Genomic DNA, 23,671 nt, shown 5'->3' with positions numbered 1-23,671 from the left:
TTCAGGTTTCAGGTTTCAGGTTTCAGGTTTCAGGTTTCCCCTTAAACTTAAATTTTAAAATAAAATTTAAGTTTAACTACTCAAAACCTATAACTCATAACTCACAATTTATAATTCATAATTAAAATAAAAGATGTTATCACATAAAGCAAAATACGCCCTTAAGGCCTTACTTTATTTAGCAGAACAAGAAGAAAATCACATTTCAAGAACTATTGAAATCGCTGATGGAGCCAATATTCCTAAAAAGTTCCTGGAGCAGATTTTATTAGACCTGAAACGAGGACGTTTGGTAAGCAGTAAGCAGGGAAAATTTGGCGGATATTATCTGATACGCTCCAAAAATGACATCACTCTGGCAGAAATTCATCGTTTATTTGACGGTGCAATTGCCTTATTACCTTGTGCATCATTAAACTTCTACGAACCATGCTCTGATTGTAAAACCGAGGAAGAATGCAGCTTAAGACATGGTTTAATGATCATTCGCGACGAGACTCTTAAAGCGATGCAAGGCATCACAATCGCCTCTCTCATCAAGAAATAAAAAAATATTTTTTAATTCCTAGTAAATCGATAGAATTTATATATATATTTGCAAAAAAATAATTAACAAATCATTTACTAAAGTTTTAACTATGAGAGTACATTCACAACCAATCGATGTATCGAAAAATCTTTTGCAAAGAAATTATATTATTCCATTCACAACTGTGAAAAACTATTCTTCTACTATGTGTATGTGTTGGTAAAAAAAATTTATTTTAAATTCTACTAATCACATATACTTAATATAAAAATGAAAAATTCGACAAAAAATATACTTACAATATTATCTTTTTTAACTTTCTCCATATCATTTGCACAAAACATTGAAGGTGTTGTTAAAACAGGCGAAAACATCCCTTTAGAAGCAGCAAACATTGTTATAAAAGGGACAACCTCAAATACTACTTCCGATCAAAACGGAAAGTTCAGCATCGACAGCAGAGGAAAACTTCCGTTAACCTTATTAGTTCAATACGTAGGTTATAAAACTACAGAGATTGAACTTGCCGATTTACCAATAGCACCGCTTCAGATAACCATTAAAGAAGAAAACGAACTTATTGAAGTAGTGGTTTCTTCACGACGCAGAATCGAAAAAGTTCAGGACGTGCCCATCGCTGTATCGGTAATTACCGGTAAACAGGCAGAACAAACCGGAGCTTTTAATGTTAACCGAATTAAAGAACTCGTTCCTTCTGTACAATTATACTCTTCAAATCCAAGAAATACGGGAATTAATATTCGTAGTCTTGGTTCTCCTTTCGGACTTACGAATGACGGAATTGATCCGGGTGTTGGTTTTTATGTAGACGGGGTTTATTATGCCCGTCCGGCAGCCACTACCCTAGATTTTATTGACGTCGAACAAATTGAAGTACTACGTGGACCACAAGGATCATTATTTGGAAAAAATACTACCTCTGGTGCCTTTAACATTACCACTCGCAAACCAAGTTTTACTTCAGGTGCTGATTTTGAAGTGAGTTATGGAAATTATGCATTTCTTCAGGCAAAAGCATCCGTTACAGGAGCTTTGGGTAAAAAAGTAGCGGGTCGTATCTCCTTTTCAGGTACACAACGCGATGGTTTGATCGACAATGTAGCAACCGGAAGACCAACAAACAGTTTAAACAATCAGGGAATCAGAGGACAATTGCTTTTTACTCCTTCAGAAAATACTAATATTATTTTGGCAGCCGATATCACAACGCAACGTCCGGACGGATACGCACAGGTTGTGGCTGGTGTCGCGCCCACACAAAGAGCTGCTTACAGACAATTTGATGCTATCATTAAAGATTTAAACTATCAGCTTCCAAGTCAAAATGCTTTTGATCGAAAAATCGATCACGATACTCCATGGCGTTCAGGACAGGACATGGGAGGTATTTCTCTTAATATTGATACTAAGATTGGAACAGGAACACTTACTTCAACAACTGCGTGGCGTTTTTGGAACTGGGATCCGTCAAATGACAGAGACTTTACAGGATTACAAGTTTTGGCTAAATCTCAAAACCCAACCAGACAGACTCAATTTACACAGGAAGTACGTTACGCAGGTCAGCTGACTTCTAAACTTAGCGGTGTTGTTGGTGCCTTCTTTATTGATCAGACTTCGCAGACTGACGGAACAGAAGAATCCGGTAATGCACAGTGGAGATTCTCACAAAGCAGTACCAGTCCTTTATGGAAAACTCCGGGTCTTTTTGAAGGATACGGGATTAAAACAGATGCCAGAATCAGAGCTTCCAGTGCCGCTGTTTTTGGCCAGGTTGACTGGGCAATTACCGAGCGTTTACATGTATTACCGGGTGTAAGATACAACTTCGACAAAAAAGATGCTCAATACAGCCGTACTACTTACGGTGGTCTTCAAACTACTGATCCGGCTTTACTGGCACTTAAAAAATCAGTTTACTCTGACCAGTCTTTTGCTTCGAATACAGACAATACCGATTTCTCAGGAAACATAACCGTATCTTATAAAGCATCTGATAAAATCAACGCTTATGCTACTTACGCTAAAAGCTACAAACCTGTGGGTGTGAATGTTGCAGGACTTCCAACAGATTCTAAAGGACTACCGTTATTGGATCTGGCAGTAATCAAACCTGAAAAAGTAAATCATTATGAAGTTGGAGTAAAAACTTCTCCGTTCAAGAATTCTATATTTAACCTGACTTTCTTTAATACAGAAATCAAAGACTTTCAAACGAATGTTCAGGCTGCCGAACTTGGTGTAAACCGCGGTTACCTTGCCAATGCCGATAAAGTACGTGTAAGAGGTGTTGAACTTGATGCCAGCTTTGTTTTTAGCCAGCACCTGACTGTAAATGCAGCCGCCACTTATACTGATGGAAAATATGTTAAGTTTACCAATGCACCACTTCCGTTAGAAGAGACAGGAGCTCCTGTAGCTTTTAAAGATGTTTCGGGATCAACTTTACCTGGTGCTTCAAAATGGGCAGGATCTTTAGGAGGTGAGCTTTCTGACAATGCGAAATTCTTTGGAAATAAAGGGAAAATTTTCCTTGCCGTTGATTCTTATGCACGTTCTGAATTTTCATCAAGTCCTTCTGCTTCAAAATACTTAGTGGTTCCGGGGTATGCTATTTTTAATGCTCGTTTAGGGTTTCGTGCATCAGACGGATTATCTATTCATTTCTGGGGCCGTAACTTATTAAACAAAGATTATTATGAGCAATTGCTGCCTGCCGGTGGAAATGCAGGACAATACGCCGCTGTACTTGGTGATCAAAGAACCTATGGTATCACTTTAAAATATTCATTATAACCAATTAGTTAATTTTAAACTAAACGAGGCAGGTTTTTAAAACTTACCTCGTTTTTTTTATATCCAACACATTCAAAAAATCACAAAATCGAATTCAAATCCAATTTAAAAATCAAGCCTTTACCAACTGTAATTATCTCAATTTGTATATATTCGCGCCTTGAATTGATACAAACTGGATGAAAGTTCTCAGATTACTATTCTGTTTTGGTTTGGTAAGCCCATTTTTAATGGCTCAGAACCTGACAAAAACAGACCACCAAACCTTAACCTGGATCAGGTATTATAACATTTTACCTATCAGTGAAAAGTGGGCGGTTCATTCTGAAATTGACAACAGAAGTTTTGTCAATCCTATTCATGAAAATTTATTTGTTATAAGACTTCAGGGAAGATATCGAATTCATAAAAACATCGATTTGGGAGCCGGTTTTGCTTATTTCAATGTAAATACGCAGGATCCAAAGCTTGATCCGGATTTTTCAATTCCGGAATATCGAATGCAGCAGGATGTCACTTTTATTCATGATGCTGCTAGAATTACCTTTCACAACCGTTTCCAACTGGAAGAACGATTCTTTCAAAAAGCAACCAAAACAGAACTACTAAACGATTTTTCTTTTGCTTACCGATTCCGCTATAGATTACAAGCCACATTTGATCTCTGGAAAAAAGAAAAACAGAGTTTAAAAGCTACTCTTTCGGACGAAATCATGTTTAATTTCGGCAAAGACAACAAACGAAATACCTTTGACCAAAACAGAATTTATACTGCTTTACGTTATCATTTCAATCCTAATGTTGGTTTGGAATTAGGCTACCTGAAAAACTTCCAAAGACGAGCCAGCGGAGTCGATTTTTATGACAGGGATATTATCCGATTTACTTTCTATCACAGAATTAATCGTAAACCCAGGATTTAAATTTTCAAATAGCAGGCTCTAAATTCCAAATTCCAAAAATCTAGAAGCCCATCACTCCTTCAGCAGGAAATTAAAAGTCCTCTCTTTGCCTTTTCTTTTTCCCTTTTTCAGCAGCAAAATTACCTATTTTATAACTTACTGAGAACATAATATAGCGTTTCAAAACAGTGTTTTCTTCATCACGGATTGATGTCGTCGAAATCGTCCTTACTGCGCTTTGATTTTGGTTTAAAACGTCATAAACTTTTACTTTGGCGTACACTTTTTTATCAAAGAAACCATAGGCCAGACTTGTATTCCACAGATAAAAATCTTTTTTGAAATTACCCGAAATACTCGAATTATAAGTGTAGCCAAAATCATTTCCAAAAATCAGATTTTCGGGCCAGTAACTTGTCGTCTGCAAATTGATTTTGTGCACCACGTTTGAACTGGCATCTCTTGAAGAATTCTCGTACTTGGTTTCGTTATAAGACAAACTATAAGATGGTGAAATGATTAACAGCTCACCATACTCATAGCTTAAATTAACTTTTGGAGTAATCGCTGTTGATTTCGCATTATACATGATGGCATTGGTAAATCCTTTATCAAAAGAATAACTTCCATTCAATCCCAAACCATATCTAAAAAGGTGAGCATCTCTTTTTACTGACTGATTCCAGTTTCCACCAATCGAAGTTGTGTAAGTTCCTGAGATATTAGTATAGGTAGTAGTTCTCTTTCCACTTTCATCATAAATTGAAGTCGAAACCACATCGTTGTTATAATAATCTCCTTTTACAAACAAACTGTAACCGGAACGCGTACGGAAATCATAGTTTCTAAAACTAAAATTAGCACTGTTTTTTTCAATAGGCTTCAAATCAGGATTTCCGGTAATTGTATTTAACGGATTCGTTAAATCTAAAACCGGCATTAATTGAACCGCTGTAGGAAGCGCATTGGAATAATCGTATTTGAATGACAAATTTTTCGAACGGCTAAATTTGTATCGAACCTGAAAATCCCCATAAGGCAAAAGATATCGTTTGTTCAAATCGGTAGCATTATTAAGGTATAAGGAATGATTGTCAAACTCTACAATTGCAGTTCTGCTGTTTAAATTAACAGTAAATTTTCGCTTTTGCCAGGTCATCCCAACTTTCGGACTGAAGGAATTTTGCTTTGAAGTGGTATAATTCGTTAACGATTCATTCAAACTTGAATACGATTGTGTTGCGTTGTCGAAATCGAATGTTTTTGCATCTTTGATCTCTTTATTCCAGGCAAAATTTGATCCGAATCTTAATCTTAAAGAATCTGTCACCGGCTCTGTATATTCAAGTTCGAGAGAATAAACATCACTTTTATTGTTGTTTAGGCTTTTCTGATTTCTATCGTCATTAGGTTTGTTGTCCTGATAAAAAATAGTCTGCGAAAGATTCCTGGCTTCGCTGTCTGTACTGGTGTTATTGCTGTCAAAAGAAAGATTAAAATTGCGATAGTCCTTCTTGAAAGCTTTATTAAAATTGATGGTATTCCCCAAACTTGTATTCGTACTTTCCGAGTAGGATTTAGCAGTACTTTCATTCAGAGAATTTCCATTTTCATCTTCCGAAAAACTCGATGAAGATGAGTTATTATTCGAACGGGACTGATTGACTTTTGGCGTTATGACCAATCGGGTTGTGGGATCAATTTTATATTCTAACTCAAAATTCGCGTTGTTTCCGGTATTTTCATTTCTGGTTTTAGAATCGGCCGAAGTAGCAATATTTCCAGTAGGTAAAAAACTCACCTGATCGGATTTACTGTCATTATTAGTAACGGAATTCGAAAAATTATAACTTCCCATTCCCGACCAGCTTTTCGACCAGTCATCGGAGTAATTAAGTCCTACTAAATTAGACTGTGTAATTCCTTTGCCACTGCCCGAACTGCTATTTCCTTTACTATTTCGTCCGCCTCCCATCGTATCAAAAACCTCATCCATCGCAAAACTTGTGGAATTAATATTGTTGGAAGAAGCCAAAAGACTAATTTTCTGTTTGTTATTAAAAAAGTTCAAGATCAGACTGCTTTCATAACGATCGTCGGAGCCATAACCTCCCAATATTTTTCCAAAGTACCCCTTGTTCTTCTTTTCGTCAATTGTAATGTTGATACTTGAAAAATCCGAAGTTGATTCCTGCCTGGAGAGCTCTTCTTTCTTCGTTTTAAAATCAGACACCTGAACCTTTTTAATTATTTCCGCAGGCAGATTTTTTAACGCAATCGCACCGTCTTTACCAAAGAAAGTTTTCCCGTTCACCAGAACCTGATTGACTTCTCTACCGTTTACCGTCACCTTTCCATCTGTTCCCACATCAAAACCCGGTAATTGTTTCAATAAAGTCTCTACATTGGAGTCCGGACGGACTTTATAGGAAGCCGCATTAAATTCTAAAGTGTCTTTTTTAATGGTAATTGGCGGTGCTTCACTTTTTATCACGACATTTTTTAAGGCGTTTACATTTTCAAGCAAATACAACTTCCCGAAATCCTTACTCTCCTGAAGGCTCTTTTCTTCCTCAAAATAAGGCTGATATCCCATATAATTAACCTTAAGAAAAACAGGTTTATCATACTTTTTAGTGGTAATGCTAAAAGCCCCATTTTTATCGGTTGTTGCATATTCGATTACGGTAGAATCTTTAACCGTGGTAAAATAAACCGTTGCCAGCTCAAGCGGCAATTGTGTATTGATATCTACTACGGTTCCTTTAATAACAATATCATTTTGGGCACTCGCCGCATAACAAAAAAGGAAAGTAATCAGGAAATATAAATATTTGGTCATGAAAATGGTTCGTTTGAGACAGTAAGACTCCATAAGAGCTAAAAGGTTTATTATGAACGAAACATTCGGTCAAATAGTATGATTGCAAAAATAGTTTGAATTAACAACAAGGCATAAAAAAAGTCCTCTTTAGGAGGACTTTTACTTTTATTTCTCTCTGATATAAATATCAATTGGCACTCCTGCGAAATCCCAATTTTCTCTAATTTTATTTTCCAGGTAACGTTTGTAAGGTTCTTTAACGTATTGTGGCATGTTGGCAAAAAACACAAACTGAGGCGTTTGCGTTGGCAACTGCATACAATATTTAATTTTCACATACTTTCCTTTTGTTGCCGGAGGCGGGTAAGCTTCAATTACTTTCAACATGTATTCGTTGAATTTTGAAGTAGCAATTCTTTGTTTTCTGTTTTCAAAAACCTGAACTGTAGCTTCTAATGCTTTCAACAAACGTTGTTTGGTTAAAGCCGAAACGAATAAAATTGGCACATCAGTAAAAGGCATTAATTCTTTTTTGATTTTCTCTTCGTAATCACGAGTCGACATGGTATCTTTTTCTACCAAATCCCACTTGTTTACCAAGATTACAACTCCTTTACGGTTTTTCTCAGCCAGCCAGAAAATACTCTGATCCTGCCCTTCAAATCCACGGGTTGCGTCGATAACCAATATACAGATATCTGCATGCTCGATGGCACGAACCGAACGCATTACAGAATAAAACTCTAAATCTTCTTTCACTTTAGCTTTACGACGGATTCCCGCAGTATCTACTAAATTAAATTCAAAACCAAAACGGTCAAATTTTGTATCAATTGCATCACGGGTAGTTCCTGCAATATCGGTTACTATATAACGATCCTGTCCGATCAAAGCGTTTATAAAACTTGATTTACCAGCATTCGGACGTCCTACAACTGCAAAACGTGGTAAATCTTCTTTAACCTCAACAACCGGTTTCTCAGGAAATGCGTCAATTAAAGCATCTAATAAATCTCCTGTTCCGCTTCCTGAAATACTAGCGAAAGTAAAATAATCTCCAAGACCAAGATTGTAAAATTCAACTGCGTCTTTCTCACGCATCGCGTTGTCTACTTTGTTTACCGCTAACAAAACAGGCTTTGTTACTTTACGCAACAATTTGGCCACTGTTTCATCCATTGGTGTAATACCTTCTTCAACATCCACTACAAAAATAATAACATCGGCTTCGTCGATAGCCAGTTCTACCTGTTTACGGATTTCACCTTCAAATACGTCATCAGATCCGCGAACGTATCCACCCGTATCAATTACAGAAAACTCTTTTCCGTTCCACTCGCTTTTACCATAGTTTCTATCACGGGTAACCCCGGATACTGAATCTACAATAGCTTCTCTTCTTTGTATCAGCCTATTAAACAGGGTTGATTTCCCCACGTTAGGTCTTCCTACTATCGCAACAATGTTATTCATTTGTGTAAATTTTAGATTTTAGATTTTAGATTTTAGATTTTTAGGTTCTTAAAAATCTATCACTTATAATCTAAAATGCTTTGTTTAATTTTTTTGCAAAGGTAGTTAAAAAAGTGACTAAGTCGCTAAGTTTCTAAGTACCTAAGATTTTTGTTCTTTTTTCTTGAGATTTGTTAAATGTAAAATGTGATATGTGAAACGGATAAATAAGAAATTGTTCCGAAAAAACACATCGCTTCAATTTTACATCTCACATCTCACATTTCACGTATCACATCTCACAAACCTGAAAACTGCAACTGAAAACTGAAAACTCTTTATTGATTATACCCGAATCGTTTCAGCATATTGGCATTACTTCGCCAGTTTTTATTCACTTTTACGTACAATTCGATATGAATTTGTTTTCCGAAGAATTTCTCTAAATCTATTCTGGCATCCATTCCCACTTTTTTCAGAGCGGCACCTTTATGTCCGATAATGATTCCTTTTTGTGTATCGCGCTCTACCATAATTACCGAACGGATACGGATAATATTATCGTCTTCCAGAAACTCTTCTGTTACGATTTCAACCGCATACGGAATCTCTTTGCTGTAGTTCAATAAGATTTTCTCACGAATAGTCTCGTTCACAAAAAAACGTTCCGGTTTGTCTGTCAATTGATCTTTCGGATAATAAGCAGGTGATTCCGGTAACAATTCGATAATTCGGCTAAAAACTTCCGGCACATTAAAATTCTGTAAAGCCGAGATCGGGAAAATTTCAGCATTTGGCACTTTCTCTTTCCAAAAAGCAACCTGCTCTTCTAATTGTTCCTGATTGGAGTTGTCGATTTTATTCAACAATAGCAAAACCGGAATTTTAGCATAGATGATTTTATTAAAGAAAGCTTCATCTTTTAAGTCCTGCTCCCCTATTTCGACCATATAAATCAAAATATCTGCATCTTCAAAAGCCGATTTTACAAAGTTCATCATCGACTCCTGCATTTCATAAGCCGGTTTTATAATTCCGGGCGTATCTGAAAGTACCAACTGAAAATCTTCGCCATTTACGATTCCTAAGATTCTATGACGTGTTGTTTGTGCTTTTGAAGTAATGATCGATAATCTTTCTCCAACAAAGGCGTTCATCAATGTTGATTTTCCAACGTTTGGATTCCCGATGATGTTTACAAAACCTGCTTTATGTGACATTTGTGTATGATTTAATTGTACTGAGGACCATTTGACCTAAAGGTCTCGGGTGCAAAGGTAGTCATATCAACTCAATACAGAAAATAAAACATTTTTTAATGTTTTCGTTGGATTTCTCAAAAAACGGCGTATCTTTGCACCCGAAACATCGCGGGATAGAGCAGTAGGCAGCTCGTCGGGCTCATAACCCGAAGGTCACAGGTTCGAGTCCTGTTCCCGCTACTAAGTAAAACACCACTTCAACAAGTGGTGTTTTTTTGTTTATAACAATTTCATATTATGGAAGAATTCGTTGTTTACATTCTGTATTCAGAAAAGTTCAATAAAACCTATACCGGTTTTGCTTCTAATTTAATTGAAAGATTCAAATCTCACAATCTTCTTGAAACAAAAGGTTATACCCTAAAATTCAGACCATGGAAAGTAATTCATGTAGAATTTTTTAATTCTAAATCTGAGGCAATGAAAAGAGAGAAATATCTAAAAACCGGAATCGGAAGAGAATTTATCAAAGATCTTATTCAAAAATTATAGCTCTTCGGCTCATATCCGCCGCGGCGGACACAGGTTCGAGTCCTGCTTTCGCTACAAGTAAAAAAACCTCAGAGAAATCTGAAGCTTTGTCTGTTTAAAACAAATAACAAATTAAATTTAAATAAATCCTTTTCTTGTCATTCAATAAAAAGTGTGTCATTGAAGTATTCTTTAGCAAAGTCCATTGAAAGAATTTCAATAGTTTCAATTTTAAAGTCAGGTATAACTTTGCCCTCAATTGTAGCATTATAGATCTTATCAACAAGTTCTACAGGTGCATATATTACCAATCCGTCAAAGGGACTTCTTACAAAAAAACTATGATCGAGATCAAAACCAAAATTACTGTCAGCTTTTATAATTTCACTAATTCTCGAACCAATCCCAAAACCATTTAATAGTTTTCCTCGATAACCCTGTTCACAGACCATAGAACATATTTTACCTGTGAATATGTCTATCTCAATCTTAAACTCGTTGTTACATGTTTTTAGTGTAAGATATAAGTGCTCATTGTCTAATGTATGATCAATAACTTTATGAATATTTCTGTCCAAAAGAGTATTTGTTAAGACATATTCAAAGTCAGCTAATATATTTACAAAAGTCACGCCACCTGCACCAACCTTAGGAATGATATCGCCGGTTATATCAAATTGAGTTATTCCTGTTGCCTTTTCTATTCGCTTTCGTGCTTTCATAAAGTATAATGACTTATTGATGTGTGCAACAAAAATACGCATAACCTCGAAATTTAAGATACATATCCCATAATACAATAATAGTATCTAAATCGGTTAGGGATTTAAATACTTCCCGTTACTAGAACAACGCTTCAGAGAAATCTAAAGCATTATTGTTTATGTTAGAATTTCGATTACAAGTGCAAAATCAGGGACATTTGTGCAGCTTCTCACAAAGAACTTTTCGAAGAACGAGATTGCCCAAAAATCATTAAACATTTTAAAAAATGAGAAGTTTTCCCTAGTTAAGTGACATTTGCATAGCTTTTTTATAAGAGGCTCTTTGTAGAGCGGGAACGGTATACTTAGAGATCAGGTTCAAACCATTCCCCTTTATTTATAATTGATAACAAATGTTCCACAGTTAATGATTTCTTTTCTTTTTTAGTTCTAAAGATTCTCCTAAAAATTGAAATCAATATAAATTCATCTTCATCAAAATATTCATAATAATTAAAAGTATTCATGTCTATTTTAAATTTGGTCTTAAATAAAACTATAAACCGATCATTATCTTCTGATACTGTTTGGAGTTTATTTACTACTGTGTCCAAATTGATATTATCTATCCCAAAAACTTCATTTACCAACAACTTAAGCTGAATCAAATCATAACCATCATTCATAACGCTATTTTTTTTGAAAATGTTGTAATTGTCCAAAACCTATGATACGCCCCTCTGGCACTATATAATTCCTGTTATAAAATATTACTCATTCAATAATACCTCGCTCTTCGAAATATTCTCATAAATAAAACCCAAATATCTCCGGCTTTGCATAACTTCTTAAAAAAAATCTAATATAAAAAACGAAAACGTCATAAAACCTCTGACTTTAACTCAAATTCGAAATAAACTGTATTTTCTAAAACCAGTATTTATTTCTATACATTTACGATTGAGATTTTTAGAAAAACTACATTTTACAGTATCAAAAAAAACTACGCAAAGTCAAAGACATTTGCGCAATTTTTCATAAGTAACTCTTTGTAGAGCTATTTGTTTCAATCAACTGGATTTAAGCCCCCTAAAAACAAAAAAGACCACAAGAATAATTATCGATCCTAGAATCAATTTTAACAATTCTATTCGATTTTCTAGACTCTCACAACTGCTTCTAAGAACTATTAATTCGTTTTGTCTTTTATTTTCTCTCAAATTTAATATATCTAATCTTAGTTGCAATGAAGCAATTTTAAAATAGTTTTTTTCATTTAATTCATTCAAAGAAACAGAGCTATCAAATAATGGTGGTGGTGGCAAATTTGCATCATTTAAAATGAATGGTTTTGAAAAGCTTCTTGAATTTCCACAAGTACTAATAAAAAACGCATTTTTATCATTTTTTTTTGAATATAAAAGCCATATTTCTCCTTTATGCGGATGAATACCACAATCACTTATATAAGATTTAATCTTTTTTATTGTTTTCCCTTTATAAACTTCTAATGTTTTTATTTCGAAAAACTTATCGTTAACAGTAATAATTTTTCCTAAAAAAATTAAATCAGAATTAATATATTCTTCTTCTTTAGAAATAGTTTTACAATCGCAACAATATGAATCAATTGATACTATCAATAATAATAGCGTTAATAACTGTTTTATCATCTTCTTTTAATATATTTATCATATTCTATCATATATTTCTCTCGCATCCTTTGATTACCTACTTCATTGTAGAAATATGACCACATTTTCTGAACTTGATTATGCTTGAATTCATAGGTCGTTGTCTCCCAATATTTACTGTCTATTGTTGCCGTATATGCTCGATAATGATTTTTCTTATCGTCTCCGTAGTTTATATCTCCATGACCATATGCTTCATGAATTGTTAAAGCACGTACATTTGATTTTGTAACTTCAAAATCTGTTATATCAAAATTGATATGATACTTTCCGTTTTTGTATCCAAAATATTCTGCATTTGCATTACTTGGTTTAAATGTCAACGCAAAATCTTTTCTGTGTTTTATTGCCCCATCATTAAACTGTATTCCATCTAAAGCATTATAATAAAAAGCTGCATTATTTTGTACTGTTTTTCCAATAGATTCATTTTGAACAACTCCAGAAATATGATTTTTAGAATTATCATAACCGAAATCGGTCTTTACAGTCGTACCAAAACTTATTCCTGCATTATTTGATGCAGCATTCCAGTCTCCGGTTTTAGTATACTCAGCATAGGCAGCACCCCGCTACGCAAAGTCTCCTGACTTTGCATTTTTAACCTTTAGTTCTCATAGACCTTAAACCCGTATAAGTCTCCCGACTTTTCTTAATTCTAATTAGATTAATAGTCGTTTTCAAATTACATCTTCTACAAGAAAACTTAGTCACTTTGCGGATGCGAAGTCAGAGACATTCGCACAGCGTTACAGATGAAAACTTCGCATAGAGGGGCGTTTTATTTTAATTTTAAAAGTTTCCAGAGATCAAACTTTCCCTTTTTTTCAACTTTTATTTTGTCGTTTGACTTTTCTAATGGGTTTTCAAATGTGATTATTTCAACTTTATCTGGTCTATTTTTTACTACAGTTCCGTAATGATTTGGCCAGTTTGAATTAATTTTCTCAAACTTACCAATGGATAACATCGTCTCTAGTATCGTTTTACCATCTTTGTAATTATCATTTATCACTAGTGGGATTGGAAAATATCCAGAAGTCGATTTTATGTATTGAGTGAAGAAATAAGGGTCTAGGTCACCAAATTCTAATCCAAAGACAATAGGAACTTCAATATATTGATTTGTAACAACATTTTCAAAGCTACAGTGAAAACCATGAAAAAAGAATTTCCAGTTATTCATTTTTCCACTTTGTCCATTTTTCTGCCAATATTTGACAAAAGCTAAATAGGGAATTTCATTTGAAATGTCAATCTTTAAAAGCCCTGCTAACTCAAAGATTAGTTGGGTCGCAAGTTCTCGATGCTCTAAAGCACATTTCTCAAAGAAAACTTGATTTACTTCAACTTCTTCTGGAGTTATTAATTTTTTGTTTGAATTGTCCAATTTCTTTCTTAAGTGAATACGTGTGAATGTCGCCTAACGTCCCGCTACTACAGGGGAGTTGGAACTAAATTAAGTCCTATTTTCAGATTTACCAAATCACCCCAAATACAAAACCAACTTTCCATTAAGCCTATTGCCCAAATCCGTTGTAGTAGTTATTAGTAGCTGGACTTTCTATTTACATTAAGTCAGCTTCTAATTCTTTATCAATTGTCCAAGGAATTTCAGTTTCAAATTCAATTTGCACAAGATTTTTTCCGTCTTCAAAAAATGACAAAGCATTATCGTTGCGAAATCCAATACTAAAATTTTCTTCAATTTTAGTTAACTCAAATGTAAAGCTATTTTCTCGTACAGGAACTTCGCAGTTTTTACCGATAAATTCTCCTTTAAAATGAAACCAACCACCATAAAGATGTAATCCGTTATTCTGCTTACAATATCTGGTTACTTCACTTTCTTTCCTATAGTTAATTCCAATTTCTATAAACAGATTTTTAATTTCTTCGGGGAAGGCATTTTCACGATAATTTGAATAGTTTTTACATTCATTACAAACACAACTGTCAGCATTGCCAATTTCAACCTTTTCATAAGTTAATTTAGTCAATTCGTCATTTACAATAAGTTCCCAATTTCTGAATTTTATTGTTTTCATCCCTGTGTTAAAAAAATGTGTTTGATTATTTATTCTTCCGCAGCCTAGCCACTAATTTGTATATATCTCTTACCATATCAGTTTTATCTACCCTAAATTGAGCCGATGTCTGGTAAATATCAGTTTTTATTTGTTCTCAAAAATAGGTTTTTTATTTCATAAATCATCAAATCGGCTTTTTACCTGTTGAATACTTTTCGTACCAACATGAGTGCAAAATCAGGGACATTTGTGCAGCTTCTCACAAAGAACTTTTCGAAGAACGAGATTGCCCAAAAATCATTAAACATTTTAAAAAGCGAAAAGTTTTCTCTATTTATTTTCTGTAAATTTGACTGTATTTACAAAAACAAATCTGCTCATAATTTTAGCTAACAACTTCTAATTTTTTTATCTTACTATAACCAATGTCTACTCTTTATCAAAGCCCAAGAATTATTATTCGAGAATTTTTACCTCAAGAGCAACAAACATTTTTAAATCTTTTTAAAGACAATCAAGTTACACAGTACCTTCCTGATACTTCACCGGAAAGATATGTAGAGATGTTTAATGAATTGCTTGAAAACTATGAAAAGAAAAATCTTAGTCGATGGGCGATATTTGACGCTACAAACAATAATTTCATAGGAATGTGTGTTGCTCGTATTTTTATACACAACATAAACCAAATAGAGATTGGGTATGTACTCAGCAGGGAATATTGGGGAAAAGGCATTGCTACAGAAGTATGCAAAGCAATAACACAATATAGTTTTGCAAATACTAATACAAAAGAAGTTGTAGCCATAACAGATCTCCATAACACCGGATCACAAAATGTACTGCAAAAAGCCGGATTTGAACGATTAAATAATCTGATCAGAAATGAAGAAGAGCTGGCTTATTTTAAGATAGGACGATTATAATCTTGCAGGTGCGAAGTCAGAGACATTCGCACAGCGTTGCAGATGAACACTTCGCATAACGGGTAATGTTTTCAGTTTTTTTTTAAATTAAAAACTTTTACCAGCGTTACATTTTGCAAATAAATAACATACTTTTGAATTAACTAAAACCTTATTTATAAAACTAAAATATGAGAAAAATTATTGTAAGTATGTTTGTTCTAAGTCAATGTTTTAATGTACATGGACAATCGATAGATAAAATTATTACGAACAAAGAAGTAAGTCGCATAGAGAAAATACTTTCGGCTGATGATATGCAAGGCAGAAGAACTTTTACTCCCGGTATTGAAAAAGCATCCGCCTTTATAGAATCTGAGTTTAAGAAAATTGGTTTGCAAACTTTCAATTCAGCACCAAATTACAGACAAGAATTTTCGATGACTGCCTCTAAAGCCGTTTCTTCAAAAATTACTATTGATGGTAAAGAAATAAATAACAATCAGGTTGTAACCTTCTCCTACCTCCCTCAAGTTTCTTTAACGGAAAAAAGCGATGTTTCCATTGTAAAAATCAATAAAGGAGACAGCTTTGGCGAGAAATTTAATGAATATTATAAAAGTGCAAAAAATCTTTTGGTCTTAGTTGACTCTTCATTTGATAAGATTTTACCAAATATTCAACATATTGATCGAATAACTGCTAATCCGGGAAACAATACGGTTGTGTTTGTTTTTGGAACCACAGAAGCGACCACTTTTTCTGTTGAACAAACGAATACAATCTCTAAAAAAGCATTGAATAATGTTGTTGGAATATTACCCGGAAAAACGAAACCAAATGAGTATGTGATTTTTTCAGGGCATTATGATCATATTGGTGTAGGCTCTCCTGAAGAAGGTGCTCCGCATCCTGCAACGGATTCTATTTATAATGGAGCTAATGATGATGCTGCCGGAACAACAGCAGTAATTATGCTTGCGAAATATTTTAAAAAACAAAACAACAACGAGCGTACTATTATTTTTACCACATTTACAGCGGAAGAATTAGGTGGTTATGGAGCCAAATATTTTTCTAAACAGCTTGCGCCGGAACAAGTGATTGCGATGTTCAATATTGAAATGATAGGAACAGAATCGAAATGGGGCAAAAACTCTGCTTACATTACAGGCTTCGAAAAGTCGAATATGGGGCAGATTTTACAAACTAATTTAACTGGAACAAGCTTTAATTTTTATGCAGACCCTTATCCGGATCAACAATTATTCTACCGCTCAGACAATGCTACTTTAGCCAGACTTGGAGTTCCTGCTCACACCATTTCTACTTCAAAAATGGATAATGAGCCAACATATCACACTGCCGATGATGAATTTGAAACCTTAGATATTGATAACATGACTCAAATCATAAAATCAATTGCACTAAGTTCTTCTTCGATTATTAGCGGAAAAGATACGCCAACAAGAGTCAATACTACGCAATTAAAACAAAGCAAGTAAATCATTACACAGGTTCGAGTCTTCGTCGCGACGAACTATTAAGACAAAAGCTTCAGAGAGATCTGAAGCTTTTTTTGTTTTGACCGTCTCTGAAGAAACTTTACGTTCACGAGCGGAACAGTGGTGCTAACCGGAGAGATAGAGCTAAATTTTCATTTCTGAACATTTATTCATTTTTTATCTGAGTTAAAAGATCATCATTAAAATACTTAAACAATAAAAAAAACTCAATGCCATTATTTGTTATTATAAAACATTCTTTTTGAAGTTTAACTTTTTTATTATTTACAGGATATTCACTCTTTATAAATTTAAAAGCCGGCAAATCTACTACAATTTCTTTTTCCTTAATTCTGTATAATGCAAACAATTTATAAGAAAAAGTAGAAAAAACAATCTCAGAATCTGTAAATGATATCTCTCTGATTGTTTTATTTGTTAGAGCACCAGAATTCAAATAAGCATACAAAAAGAAAACAATTATTAAAACCAATCCTCCCGAGCCAAAAATAAATTTGTTATCAATTTCCTTTTGTCCATCAAAGAAAAAACCAACTCCTGCTAAACATGCGAAAATTATTAAAAGTATGGTAATTTTTAGATTTTGTCTCTCATATCGCTTAAACCAAGTTACCAATTCATTATTTGAGTAGTATTTCATAATTTATATTTTTTTCTAAAATTCTTTATTTTTTAGGGTTTGCAGGTATGTAAGAAATTATAGTGTACCAATTAGAAACAATTGCACCTCCATAATAAATAGTATCATACCCATAAAAAGTACTAAGTTCCAAAAATGATGCATATGCCTGACCATTTCCACCAGTTACTAAAAATGATGCCATATCGTTTGCAGCGCCAAGTCCCTTCTGCCATGAGCCTGTTTCACCAAATTTCCCACCATTCATCCCATCAATTACTGATCCTATTAACGCTCCTCCACTACTTGGTAACGCATCACCCATCTTGTTTTCTCCATATAAATACATCCCTAACCTTGCTGAATTCGTTCCAATTCTATATACACCGTCAATGATTAAAGCCGTACTTAATCCCCTGCTCACACTATTTCTACTTCAAAAATGGATAATGAGCCTACGTATCACACGGCCGATGATGAATTTGAAACGTTAGATATTGATAACATGACTCAAATCATAAAATCAATTGCAGTAAGTTCTTCTTCGATTATTAGCGGAAAAGATACGCCAACAAGAGTAGACTCTACTCAATTAAAACAAAGTAAGTAAATCTCTATACGTATTCAAGTCTTCACCAAGACGGACTACAAAGACAAAAGCTTCAGAGAAATCTGGAGCTTTTTGTTTATATTAGTTCAATAATTAACCATTATTAATAACTATATTTTTATATAACATTATCTAAATCTCAAAAATGAACTTTCTTTTATTCTCTGGTCCTTCTGGCTCTGGTAAAACTCCTTCCATAACTCGTTATAAAGATTATCTCATATCAACTGGTTATAAAATTAGCAATTTCACGAAGATTGATCCGACTGACTTTTCCTGTATTTTAATTAAAAATGATCGAAAAATTATTTTTTGGTCTGCAACTGATACTCGCAATTTAATTGATGAATTGGTCACATTCATTTCAGTTCATCCTGATGCAGAAGCAGTTGTCACATCATGCAAAAGCTACAATGTGTCCACACGACAATATCAGTTTCAGCAACTGCAACTCAATGACCCACTTAATACTTTTATGGAAATACCACTGGGACGTCAGGTAACTGGAAATAATAGACGTAAGAGCCTTGGCTGGTACTTAGCCTCAATATTAAAAATAGCAATCATAGCTGGCAATCAAACACCATTCAAATTCTAACATACAAATGTAAAACTGGCACATTACAATTATAAAATCTTGTCAAAAACTAAAGACAGTTTAAACAGATGTAACTTCACTAAGATCTTCAACAAACTAGTTATATACATCAACGTTTTCCATTACTAAAACAAAGCTTCAGAGAAATCTGGAGCTTTTTTATTGTAAACTATTCTGAAACAGCTTTATATTCATGAGTGGAATATGCTTAAAGATTCATGTTCACAATATTTACTTTCCAAAATCAAAAAAGTTATTCCAAAGCTACACAATAAAATAAATATAAAATTTTTCTGTCTTTTTCACAAAAAAGTAAGTTTATTTTTATAAATTTAAATACTTTGCAAAAACAAACTTATCAAGCTATATACCCCGGTTTACTAACTATTAAAAGCCAATAATCATGAAAAAGCTATTTAAGTACGCCTTAGCGTTTGTTTTTCTTGCCTTGACAAGTTGCGAAAAAGATTCAAATGAACCACATCAAACCAAAACAGAATCATCGGTTCCTTTTGAAAAGAAACTCATTAATGCCAATGAACTTCCGGCAGACATTCAGCAATACATCAACACTGATGAAACAAAAAACAGTTCAAAATCCGGTAATACTGAAACTCTAAACGAGCCAATATTTATGATGTATGATATTGTAAGTATGACTGACGATAAGAGCGTCACCAATTACAGTATTAGCTTCTTTTATCCAGACACTCCTGAAAATGTGTATTACAATCTGGTTATAAATGTACTGCCAACGGGAGAAAGTAAAAAATACGTTTTTAAATATATTTGTAATCCAGAGGATTATGAAAATTTTAAAGCACACCATTTTAATTTCAAATATTTTGATGGTACTACCGAGATAAGTCAGGTTAGTTACAATACTACTGGAAAATTTACCTCGAAGTCCAGTGCAGGAGACGATCCATGTGCTAAAATCTTTATTCCTTCATCATCAGATCCAAAGAGTAATCCAGCAGCAGGTGGAGGAAGCGGAGGTGGCGGAAATCTCCCATCAGGAGGATTCAACACAAGTGTTCCGGGGTACAACTCTCCTCCAAGCAGCGGCGGTTACAAAGGCGGTGGTGATGGCAGTTCCGGTCACGATCATTCTAACTGTTATGGCAGCAACGGACAATATTGGTATTATGCCGGTGATGTTCGCCCACCGCATCCCCATACTTCAAAAAGTGCTGCACCTTGTCCTGAAGTAACTCCTCCAACCGGATACGTACCGGTAAATACAATGCCGTTGATTAAAACTTTAGGCACTCAATTAAGTTTATCGAAAGATCAAATTGCTTTTTTAAGAAATCGTCCTGACACTATGAATATAATAGGTAGTTATTTGAATTCAAATAACTTTTCTGATGAAGCTAAAAGTTTTTGTAATTGGGCAATAAATTATCTAATGCAGAACCCTAATGTAACGATACATCAATTTAAAAATTGGTTTATGGGAACTTCCGAAGGGCAAGATGGAGAATACATCGATCCGAATTTAATTTATTACGAAACTCCCCTAACGAAACAAGAATTACCATCTTTAAGCCAATGGCTTACTAACTTCCCAAAAATAGAATTAAATGGCTATTGGTATTCTATGAGTTCTGCCGAAGTTTACAAATTAGTAGGTGGCTCTCTTTATAACAGTTCCATAAATGAACAAACAAAAAATCAATATACAAATGCTTGTGCAATAAGGGGATCGAGAGCATTATTGTATTCAGGAATAACAATACCAGTGCTAAAATACGGAAAACCACCATTACAAGTAACGCAAAAAGGAGGTGATAACTTGAATTATATTTTGTCCGCAAGTAGCTTTAATAAATTTATGATTGATAAATTTGGAGAAACTAAAGACAAACTTGAAGGGGATAATGCAAATGATGCCACAAAGGTGGCTAATTTACTTCAAGGAAAGTCAGGCATATACGTAATTATCAATAAAAACCCTGGGAAAAATGGTGCTGGTTATTCAGGTCATGTAGATGCAATAGTAAACGGTATGTGCATCTCTAACGCATATACTCAGCCTAAAGGAGGTGTTCAATCAATAAGAATTTGGAGTTTAAACTAAAATCTAAAAAAATGAAAAAAATACTAATCATCCTATTTATATTTTTCTACAATCTAGTTTCTTCACAGATAGTATACGGAGAAGAAACCTACTACTCTTTAACAAATGGAGAAAAAAAACATTCCAAATATCATTTTATAAAAAGTGAATACAGCTTAAGATCATATCAAATTTTTATAACAAACTCTAAAAATTTTGAAAAAATCAAATCTAAAATTCCTAGAATATTTTCAAAAAAAACTAAACAAGATTATACAGACATCTATCTTTTGGGCATATCTAATTTTGATGAAAAACAAATATCTGAAAATGATAAAAAAATAATTGATGATTATATCGATGAAATCAATAGATATAGAGTTTTTTACAATTTATCAATTATAAAAGACCGGAATTTTCTAGTTAAAAACATAATTCGATATATAAACAATGAAAACGATTTATGCTTGTACCTCTTATGCCCTGCTAAAAACAAAAAAGTGATCGAATGAATTTTTTTAATAAGCAATAATTGTTATTAAAAACAATCCCGGAGTACATATTAATCAATTAAATTTTTAAATCATGAATTATTACTCTATTGAGCATTCAATGAATAAAAAAATATTAGGTCATTATCCTCAGATAAAAAAAATCATTCATCATTGTGCTGTTTGAGAAGATCCGTGTTTTATTGATCGATACAATTTTGAAAAGATTAATATCAATCCAATCATCTCTAATCCGATTTTATATCAAAATTCTAACTTAACGGACTTAATAGATGTTAGAGGAGAGATTGGTTTTTTATCCAAAATTCTAATAAGTGGCAAACTAAAATCTATATTAGAAAAAAAAAGGGCTACTGGTTTCGATTTTTTTAAAATACCAATCTTCTATCAAGAAAAAATCATTGAAGATTATTATATTCTAAATATGTATGAAGACAATAATAATTTCGTTGATATCAAGAAGTGTAGAGTTCAATATGATAAAAAAACTGATGATTATAAGTTTACTTACAATACAAATACTGAATATTTAACATTCGAAAATTTTGACAGTTTTAATTCTCTTCTAGATATAGCTACTAAGAATAATGAATCTTTTTTTTTGATAAAATCATTTTAAGAGATCGCATAAATGAAGATTTTTTTCTATTACGATATGTTGAAAGTGGAGTAAAATATGTAGTTTCTGAAAAGTTAAAGCAAGAAATAGAAAATGCAGGCTGTACAGGTATAGAATTCCAACCTGTAGAATTATCAACATTTGAATGGCTTCATGGCGGAGAAAGAGAAAAAATATACGGTAAAGCCTGATAACACAAATAATATCAAATAAGAGCGCAATTAAATAGAATTTTTTGGTGTTTTAAAACTGCTTTTTCAGATAGTTATTACACTGGACGAAGTCAGAAGACTTCGTCCAGTGTAGCCTTTAATAATATTTTTAAGTCCTTGAAAATCACACAGAGCAAAAAAAGTTCTGAATATTACTGATTCAAGTATTCAGGCACATCATATAATACCATGGGCAAAGAGTATTCACCCTGTAATCCAAAAAGCCGCAAATTGCAAACAAGCATTTCACATGAATGATGCTCTAAATGGTACTCCTTTAAGTACCGCTATTCATAATGGTAGTCATACGCATTATGATAATTTAGTTGAAGGAAGACTTCAAAGCATTATAAAGCAATATGGTCCAAACATGACTCCTGATCAAGCATATAAAGGATTGACGGATTTAATCAGCGATATTAAAACAGCTATTCAAAACAGCTATTCAAAACAATCCAAACATACCGATAAACCAGTTAAATTTTTAACCTATGAAATATTATTTTATAAACAATTCGTTAAATAATAAAATTGTAGGCGACTACAATCAAGTTTCAGAGGCTCAGCATCATTGTAACATTTGGAAAGATCCAAATTTTATTGATAAAATTGATTTTATTAAGATCGATTTTCAACCAATTGTGTCGAACGCAATTCTTAGTAGAAAAGCAAAATTAACAGATTTAATAAATGCTCAAACCACGGGGTTTAGCCTAAGATTGCTTATTAGTGGTAAATTAAAAGATATACTTGAAAAATATTCTAAAGAAAAAGGTCATTTTTTTAGATCCCCTGTTATATATCAAAATAAAAAAATAGATGACTATTGGATTTTTCACCCTTACTTCTTTGAATCAAATTCTATAGATTATTTAGGCTCAAAAATTTTAATTAGAAAAAGAAAGCCGGAGGAAGGTACATTTCTAGAAAAGATTAAATTAGAAAGTGACGACGATTTTAAAATTGAAAATCTCATAAAAAATGAAGATGATTTTATTTATATATCTAAATTAAAAATAAAAAAAGATTTTCTTTCTGATTTTTTCCTTTTATTAAACACGGAAGGTGGTATTGGATACATTGTTTCCGAAAAACTAAAAAAAAAAAAATAGAAGACGCAGGTTGTACTGGTATAGAATTTCAGCCAGCAGAATTATCCACAACAGAATGGCTGCATGAAGGAGAGCGAGAAAAAATATATGGTAAAGCGTGACAACATAAATAATATCAAATAAGAGAGCAAACTAACTAGAACTTCCAGGTGTTTCAAAACTGCCTTTTCTGATAATTATTGTGCTGGACAAAGTCAGAGATATTTTGCGT

Annotated in this window: 23 protein-coding genes and 1 tRNA gene; 13 read left to right on the top strand and 11 right to left on the bottom strand. The window is 33.4% G+C overall.

The window, feature by feature from the left end; all coding sequences use genetic code 11:
• The first annotated feature begins 133 nt into the window (after positions 1–133).
• The 3 genes from ACAM30_RS12940 to ACAM30_RS12930 all read left to right on the top strand — a co-directional run bounded on the left by ACAM30_RS12940 (position 134) and on the right by ACAM30_RS12930 (position 4,269).
• Positions 134–547: an Rrf2 family transcriptional regulator gene (locus tag ACAM30_RS12940; RefSeq protein WP_070908800.1), complete on the top strand. Its 414-nt coding sequence runs from the start codon at positions 134–136 to the stop codon at positions 545–547.
• A 252-nt stretch (positions 548–799) separates the two neighbouring features.
• Positions 800–3,346, top strand: a complete 2,547-nt coding sequence (locus tag ACAM30_RS12935; protein WP_369615040.1) for a TonB-dependent receptor — start codon at positions 800–802, stop codon at positions 3,344–3,346.
• 179 nt (positions 3,347–3,525) lie between these two features.
• Positions 3,526–4,269 (top strand): DUF2490 domain-containing protein, encoded by a 744-nt coding sequence (locus tag ACAM30_RS12930; protein ID WP_369615039.1) that lies wholly within the window; start codon positions 3,526–3,528, stop codon positions 4,267–4,269.
• 70 nt (positions 4,270–4,339) lie between these two features.
• Here the strand turns inward: ACAM30_RS12930 and ACAM30_RS12925 are convergent, their stop codons facing one another.
• From ACAM30_RS12925 to era, 3 genes are all read right to left on the bottom strand, one after another.
• Entirely contained in the window at positions 4,340–7,090 is a 2,751-nt protein-coding gene (locus ACAM30_RS12925) for an outer membrane beta-barrel protein (RefSeq protein ID WP_369615038.1), read from the bottom strand.
• Positions 7,091–7,237: 147 nt separating this feature from the next.
• Positions 7,238–8,545: a ribosome biogenesis GTPase Der gene (der, locus tag ACAM30_RS12920; protein ID WP_369615037.1), complete on the bottom strand. Its 1,308-nt coding sequence runs from the start codon at positions 8,543–8,545 to the stop codon at positions 7,238–7,240.
• 317 nt (positions 8,546–8,862) lie between these two features.
• Entirely contained in the window at positions 8,863–9,744 is an 882-nt protein-coding gene (gene era, locus ACAM30_RS12915) for a GTPase Era (protein ID WP_369615036.1), read from the bottom strand.
• A 149-nt stretch (positions 9,745–9,893) separates the two neighbouring features.
• Here era and ACAM30_RS12910 point away from each other — a divergent pair.
• Together ACAM30_RS12910 and ACAM30_RS12905 are read left to right on the top strand one after the other, a co-directional pair.
• Positions 9,894–9,966: transfer RNA gene (locus tag ACAM30_RS12910), tRNA-Met, on the top strand.
• A 57-nt stretch (positions 9,967–10,023) separates the two neighbouring features.
• Positions 10,024–10,278, top strand: a complete 255-nt coding sequence (locus ACAM30_RS12905; RefSeq protein ID WP_369615035.1) for a GIY-YIG nuclease family protein — start codon at positions 10,024–10,026, stop codon at positions 10,276–10,278.
• Between the two features lie 137 nt (positions 10,279–10,415).
• Here the strand turns inward: ACAM30_RS12905 and ACAM30_RS12900 are convergent, their stop codons facing one another.
• The 6 genes from ACAM30_RS12900 to ACAM30_RS12875 form a co-directional block, all read right to left on the bottom strand.
• Positions 10,416–10,979, bottom strand: coding sequence for a hypothetical protein (locus ACAM30_RS12900; RefSeq protein WP_369615034.1), 564 nt, complete (start codon positions 10,977–10,979; stop codon positions 10,416–10,418).
• Between the two features lie 347 nt (positions 10,980–11,326).
• Entirely contained in the window at positions 11,327–11,647 is a 321-nt protein-coding gene (locus ACAM30_RS12895; RefSeq protein ID WP_369615033.1) for a DUF1493 family protein, read from the bottom strand.
• A 384-nt stretch (positions 11,648–12,031) separates the two neighbouring features.
• Complete coding sequence (locus ACAM30_RS12890) at positions 12,032–12,634, bottom strand: hypothetical protein (RefSeq protein WP_369615032.1); 603 nt, start codon at positions 12,632–12,634, stop codon at positions 12,032–12,034.
• On the bottom strand, positions 12,631–12,978 hold the full coding sequence (locus ACAM30_RS12885) for a hypothetical protein (protein WP_369615031.1): 348 nt from the start codon (positions 12,976–12,978) through the stop codon (positions 12,631–12,633). Before ACAM30_RS12885 ends, ACAM30_RS12890 begins: the two co-directional genes overlap by 4 nt.
• 458 nt (positions 12,979–13,436) lie before the next feature.
• Positions 13,437–14,045 (bottom strand): hypothetical protein, encoded by a 609-nt coding sequence (locus ACAM30_RS12880; protein WP_369615030.1) that lies wholly within the window; start codon positions 14,043–14,045, stop codon positions 13,437–13,439.
• 178 nt (positions 14,046–14,223) lie between these two features.
• Positions 14,224–14,703 carry a hypothetical protein gene (locus tag ACAM30_RS12875; RefSeq protein WP_369615029.1) on the bottom strand — a complete coding sequence of 160 codons (480 nt, stop codon included), beginning with the start codon at positions 14,701–14,703 and terminating at the stop codon, positions 14,224–14,226.
• Between the two features lie 407 nt (positions 14,704–15,110).
• Between ACAM30_RS12875 and ACAM30_RS12870 the strand changes: the two genes are divergently transcribed.
• Positions 15,111–15,611, top strand: a complete 501-nt coding sequence (locus tag ACAM30_RS12870) for a GNAT family N-acetyltransferase (RefSeq protein ID WP_369615028.1) — start codon at positions 15,111–15,113, stop codon at positions 15,609–15,611.
• A 170-nt stretch (positions 15,612–15,781) separates the two neighbouring features.
• The gene (locus tag ACAM30_RS12865) at positions 15,782–17,095 is read left to right on the top strand and encodes a M20/M25/M40 family metallo-hydrolase (protein WP_369615027.1); all 1,314 of its coding nucleotides are present in this window, start codon (positions 15,782–15,784) and stop codon (positions 17,093–17,095) included.
• Positions 17,096–17,261: 166 nt separating this feature from the next.
• On the opposite strand, the gene ACAM30_RS12860 is transcribed toward ACAM30_RS12865, so the two are convergent.
• Together ACAM30_RS12860 and ACAM30_RS12855 are read right to left on the bottom strand one after the other, a co-directional pair.
• Positions 17,262–17,756, bottom strand: a complete 495-nt coding sequence (locus ACAM30_RS12860; RefSeq protein WP_369615026.1) for a hypothetical protein — start codon at positions 17,754–17,756, stop codon at positions 17,262–17,264.
• A gap of 25 nt (positions 17,757–17,781) precedes the next feature.
• On the bottom strand, positions 17,782–18,159 hold the full coding sequence (locus tag ACAM30_RS12855; RefSeq protein ID WP_369615025.1) for a hypothetical protein: 378 nt from the start codon (positions 18,157–18,159) through the stop codon (positions 17,782–17,784).
• 18 nt (positions 18,160–18,177) lie between these two features.
• On the opposite strand from ACAM30_RS12855, the gene ACAM30_RS12850 reads away from it, so the two are divergent.
• From ACAM30_RS12850 to ACAM30_RS12825, 6 genes are all read left to right on the top strand, one after another.
• Positions 18,178–18,345: a hypothetical protein gene (locus ACAM30_RS12850; RefSeq protein ID WP_369615024.1), complete on the top strand. Its 168-nt coding sequence runs from the start codon at positions 18,178–18,180 to the stop codon at positions 18,343–18,345.
• Positions 18,346–18,490: 145 nt separating this feature from the next.
• Positions 18,491–18,943, top strand: coding sequence for a hypothetical protein (locus ACAM30_RS12845; protein ID WP_369615023.1), 453 nt, complete (start codon positions 18,491–18,493; stop codon positions 18,941–18,943).
• 403 nt (positions 18,944–19,346) lie between these two features.
• Positions 19,347–21,026, top strand: coding sequence for a T6SS effector amidase Tae4 family protein (locus ACAM30_RS12840; RefSeq protein WP_369615022.1), 1,680 nt, complete (start codon positions 19,347–19,349; stop codon positions 21,024–21,026).
• A gap of 11 nt (positions 21,027–21,037) precedes the next feature.
• Positions 21,038–21,517 (top strand): hypothetical protein, encoded by a 480-nt coding sequence (locus ACAM30_RS12835; RefSeq protein WP_369615021.1) that lies wholly within the window; start codon positions 21,038–21,040, stop codon positions 21,515–21,517.
• 976 nt (positions 21,518–22,493) lie between these two features.
• Positions 22,494–22,874: an AHH domain-containing protein gene (locus ACAM30_RS12830; protein WP_369618653.1), complete on the top strand. Its 381-nt coding sequence runs from the start codon at positions 22,494–22,496 to the stop codon at positions 22,872–22,874.
• A complete protein-coding gene (locus ACAM30_RS12825; protein ID WP_369615020.1) occupies positions 22,840–23,460 on the top strand; it encodes a hypothetical protein in 621 nt (206 codons plus the stop codon). Before ACAM30_RS12830 ends, ACAM30_RS12825 begins: the two co-directional genes overlap by 35 nt.
• The last annotated feature ends 211 nt before the right edge of the window (positions 23,461–23,671 follow it).

It is taken from the genome of Flavobacterium sp. CFS9 (assembly GCF_041154745.1).
Lineage (GTDB): Bacteria > Bacteroidota > Bacteroidia > Flavobacteriales > Flavobacteriaceae > Flavobacterium.
Note: the sequence above shows the minus strand (reverse complement) of the source record. Positions and strands in the feature narration are given on the sequence as shown.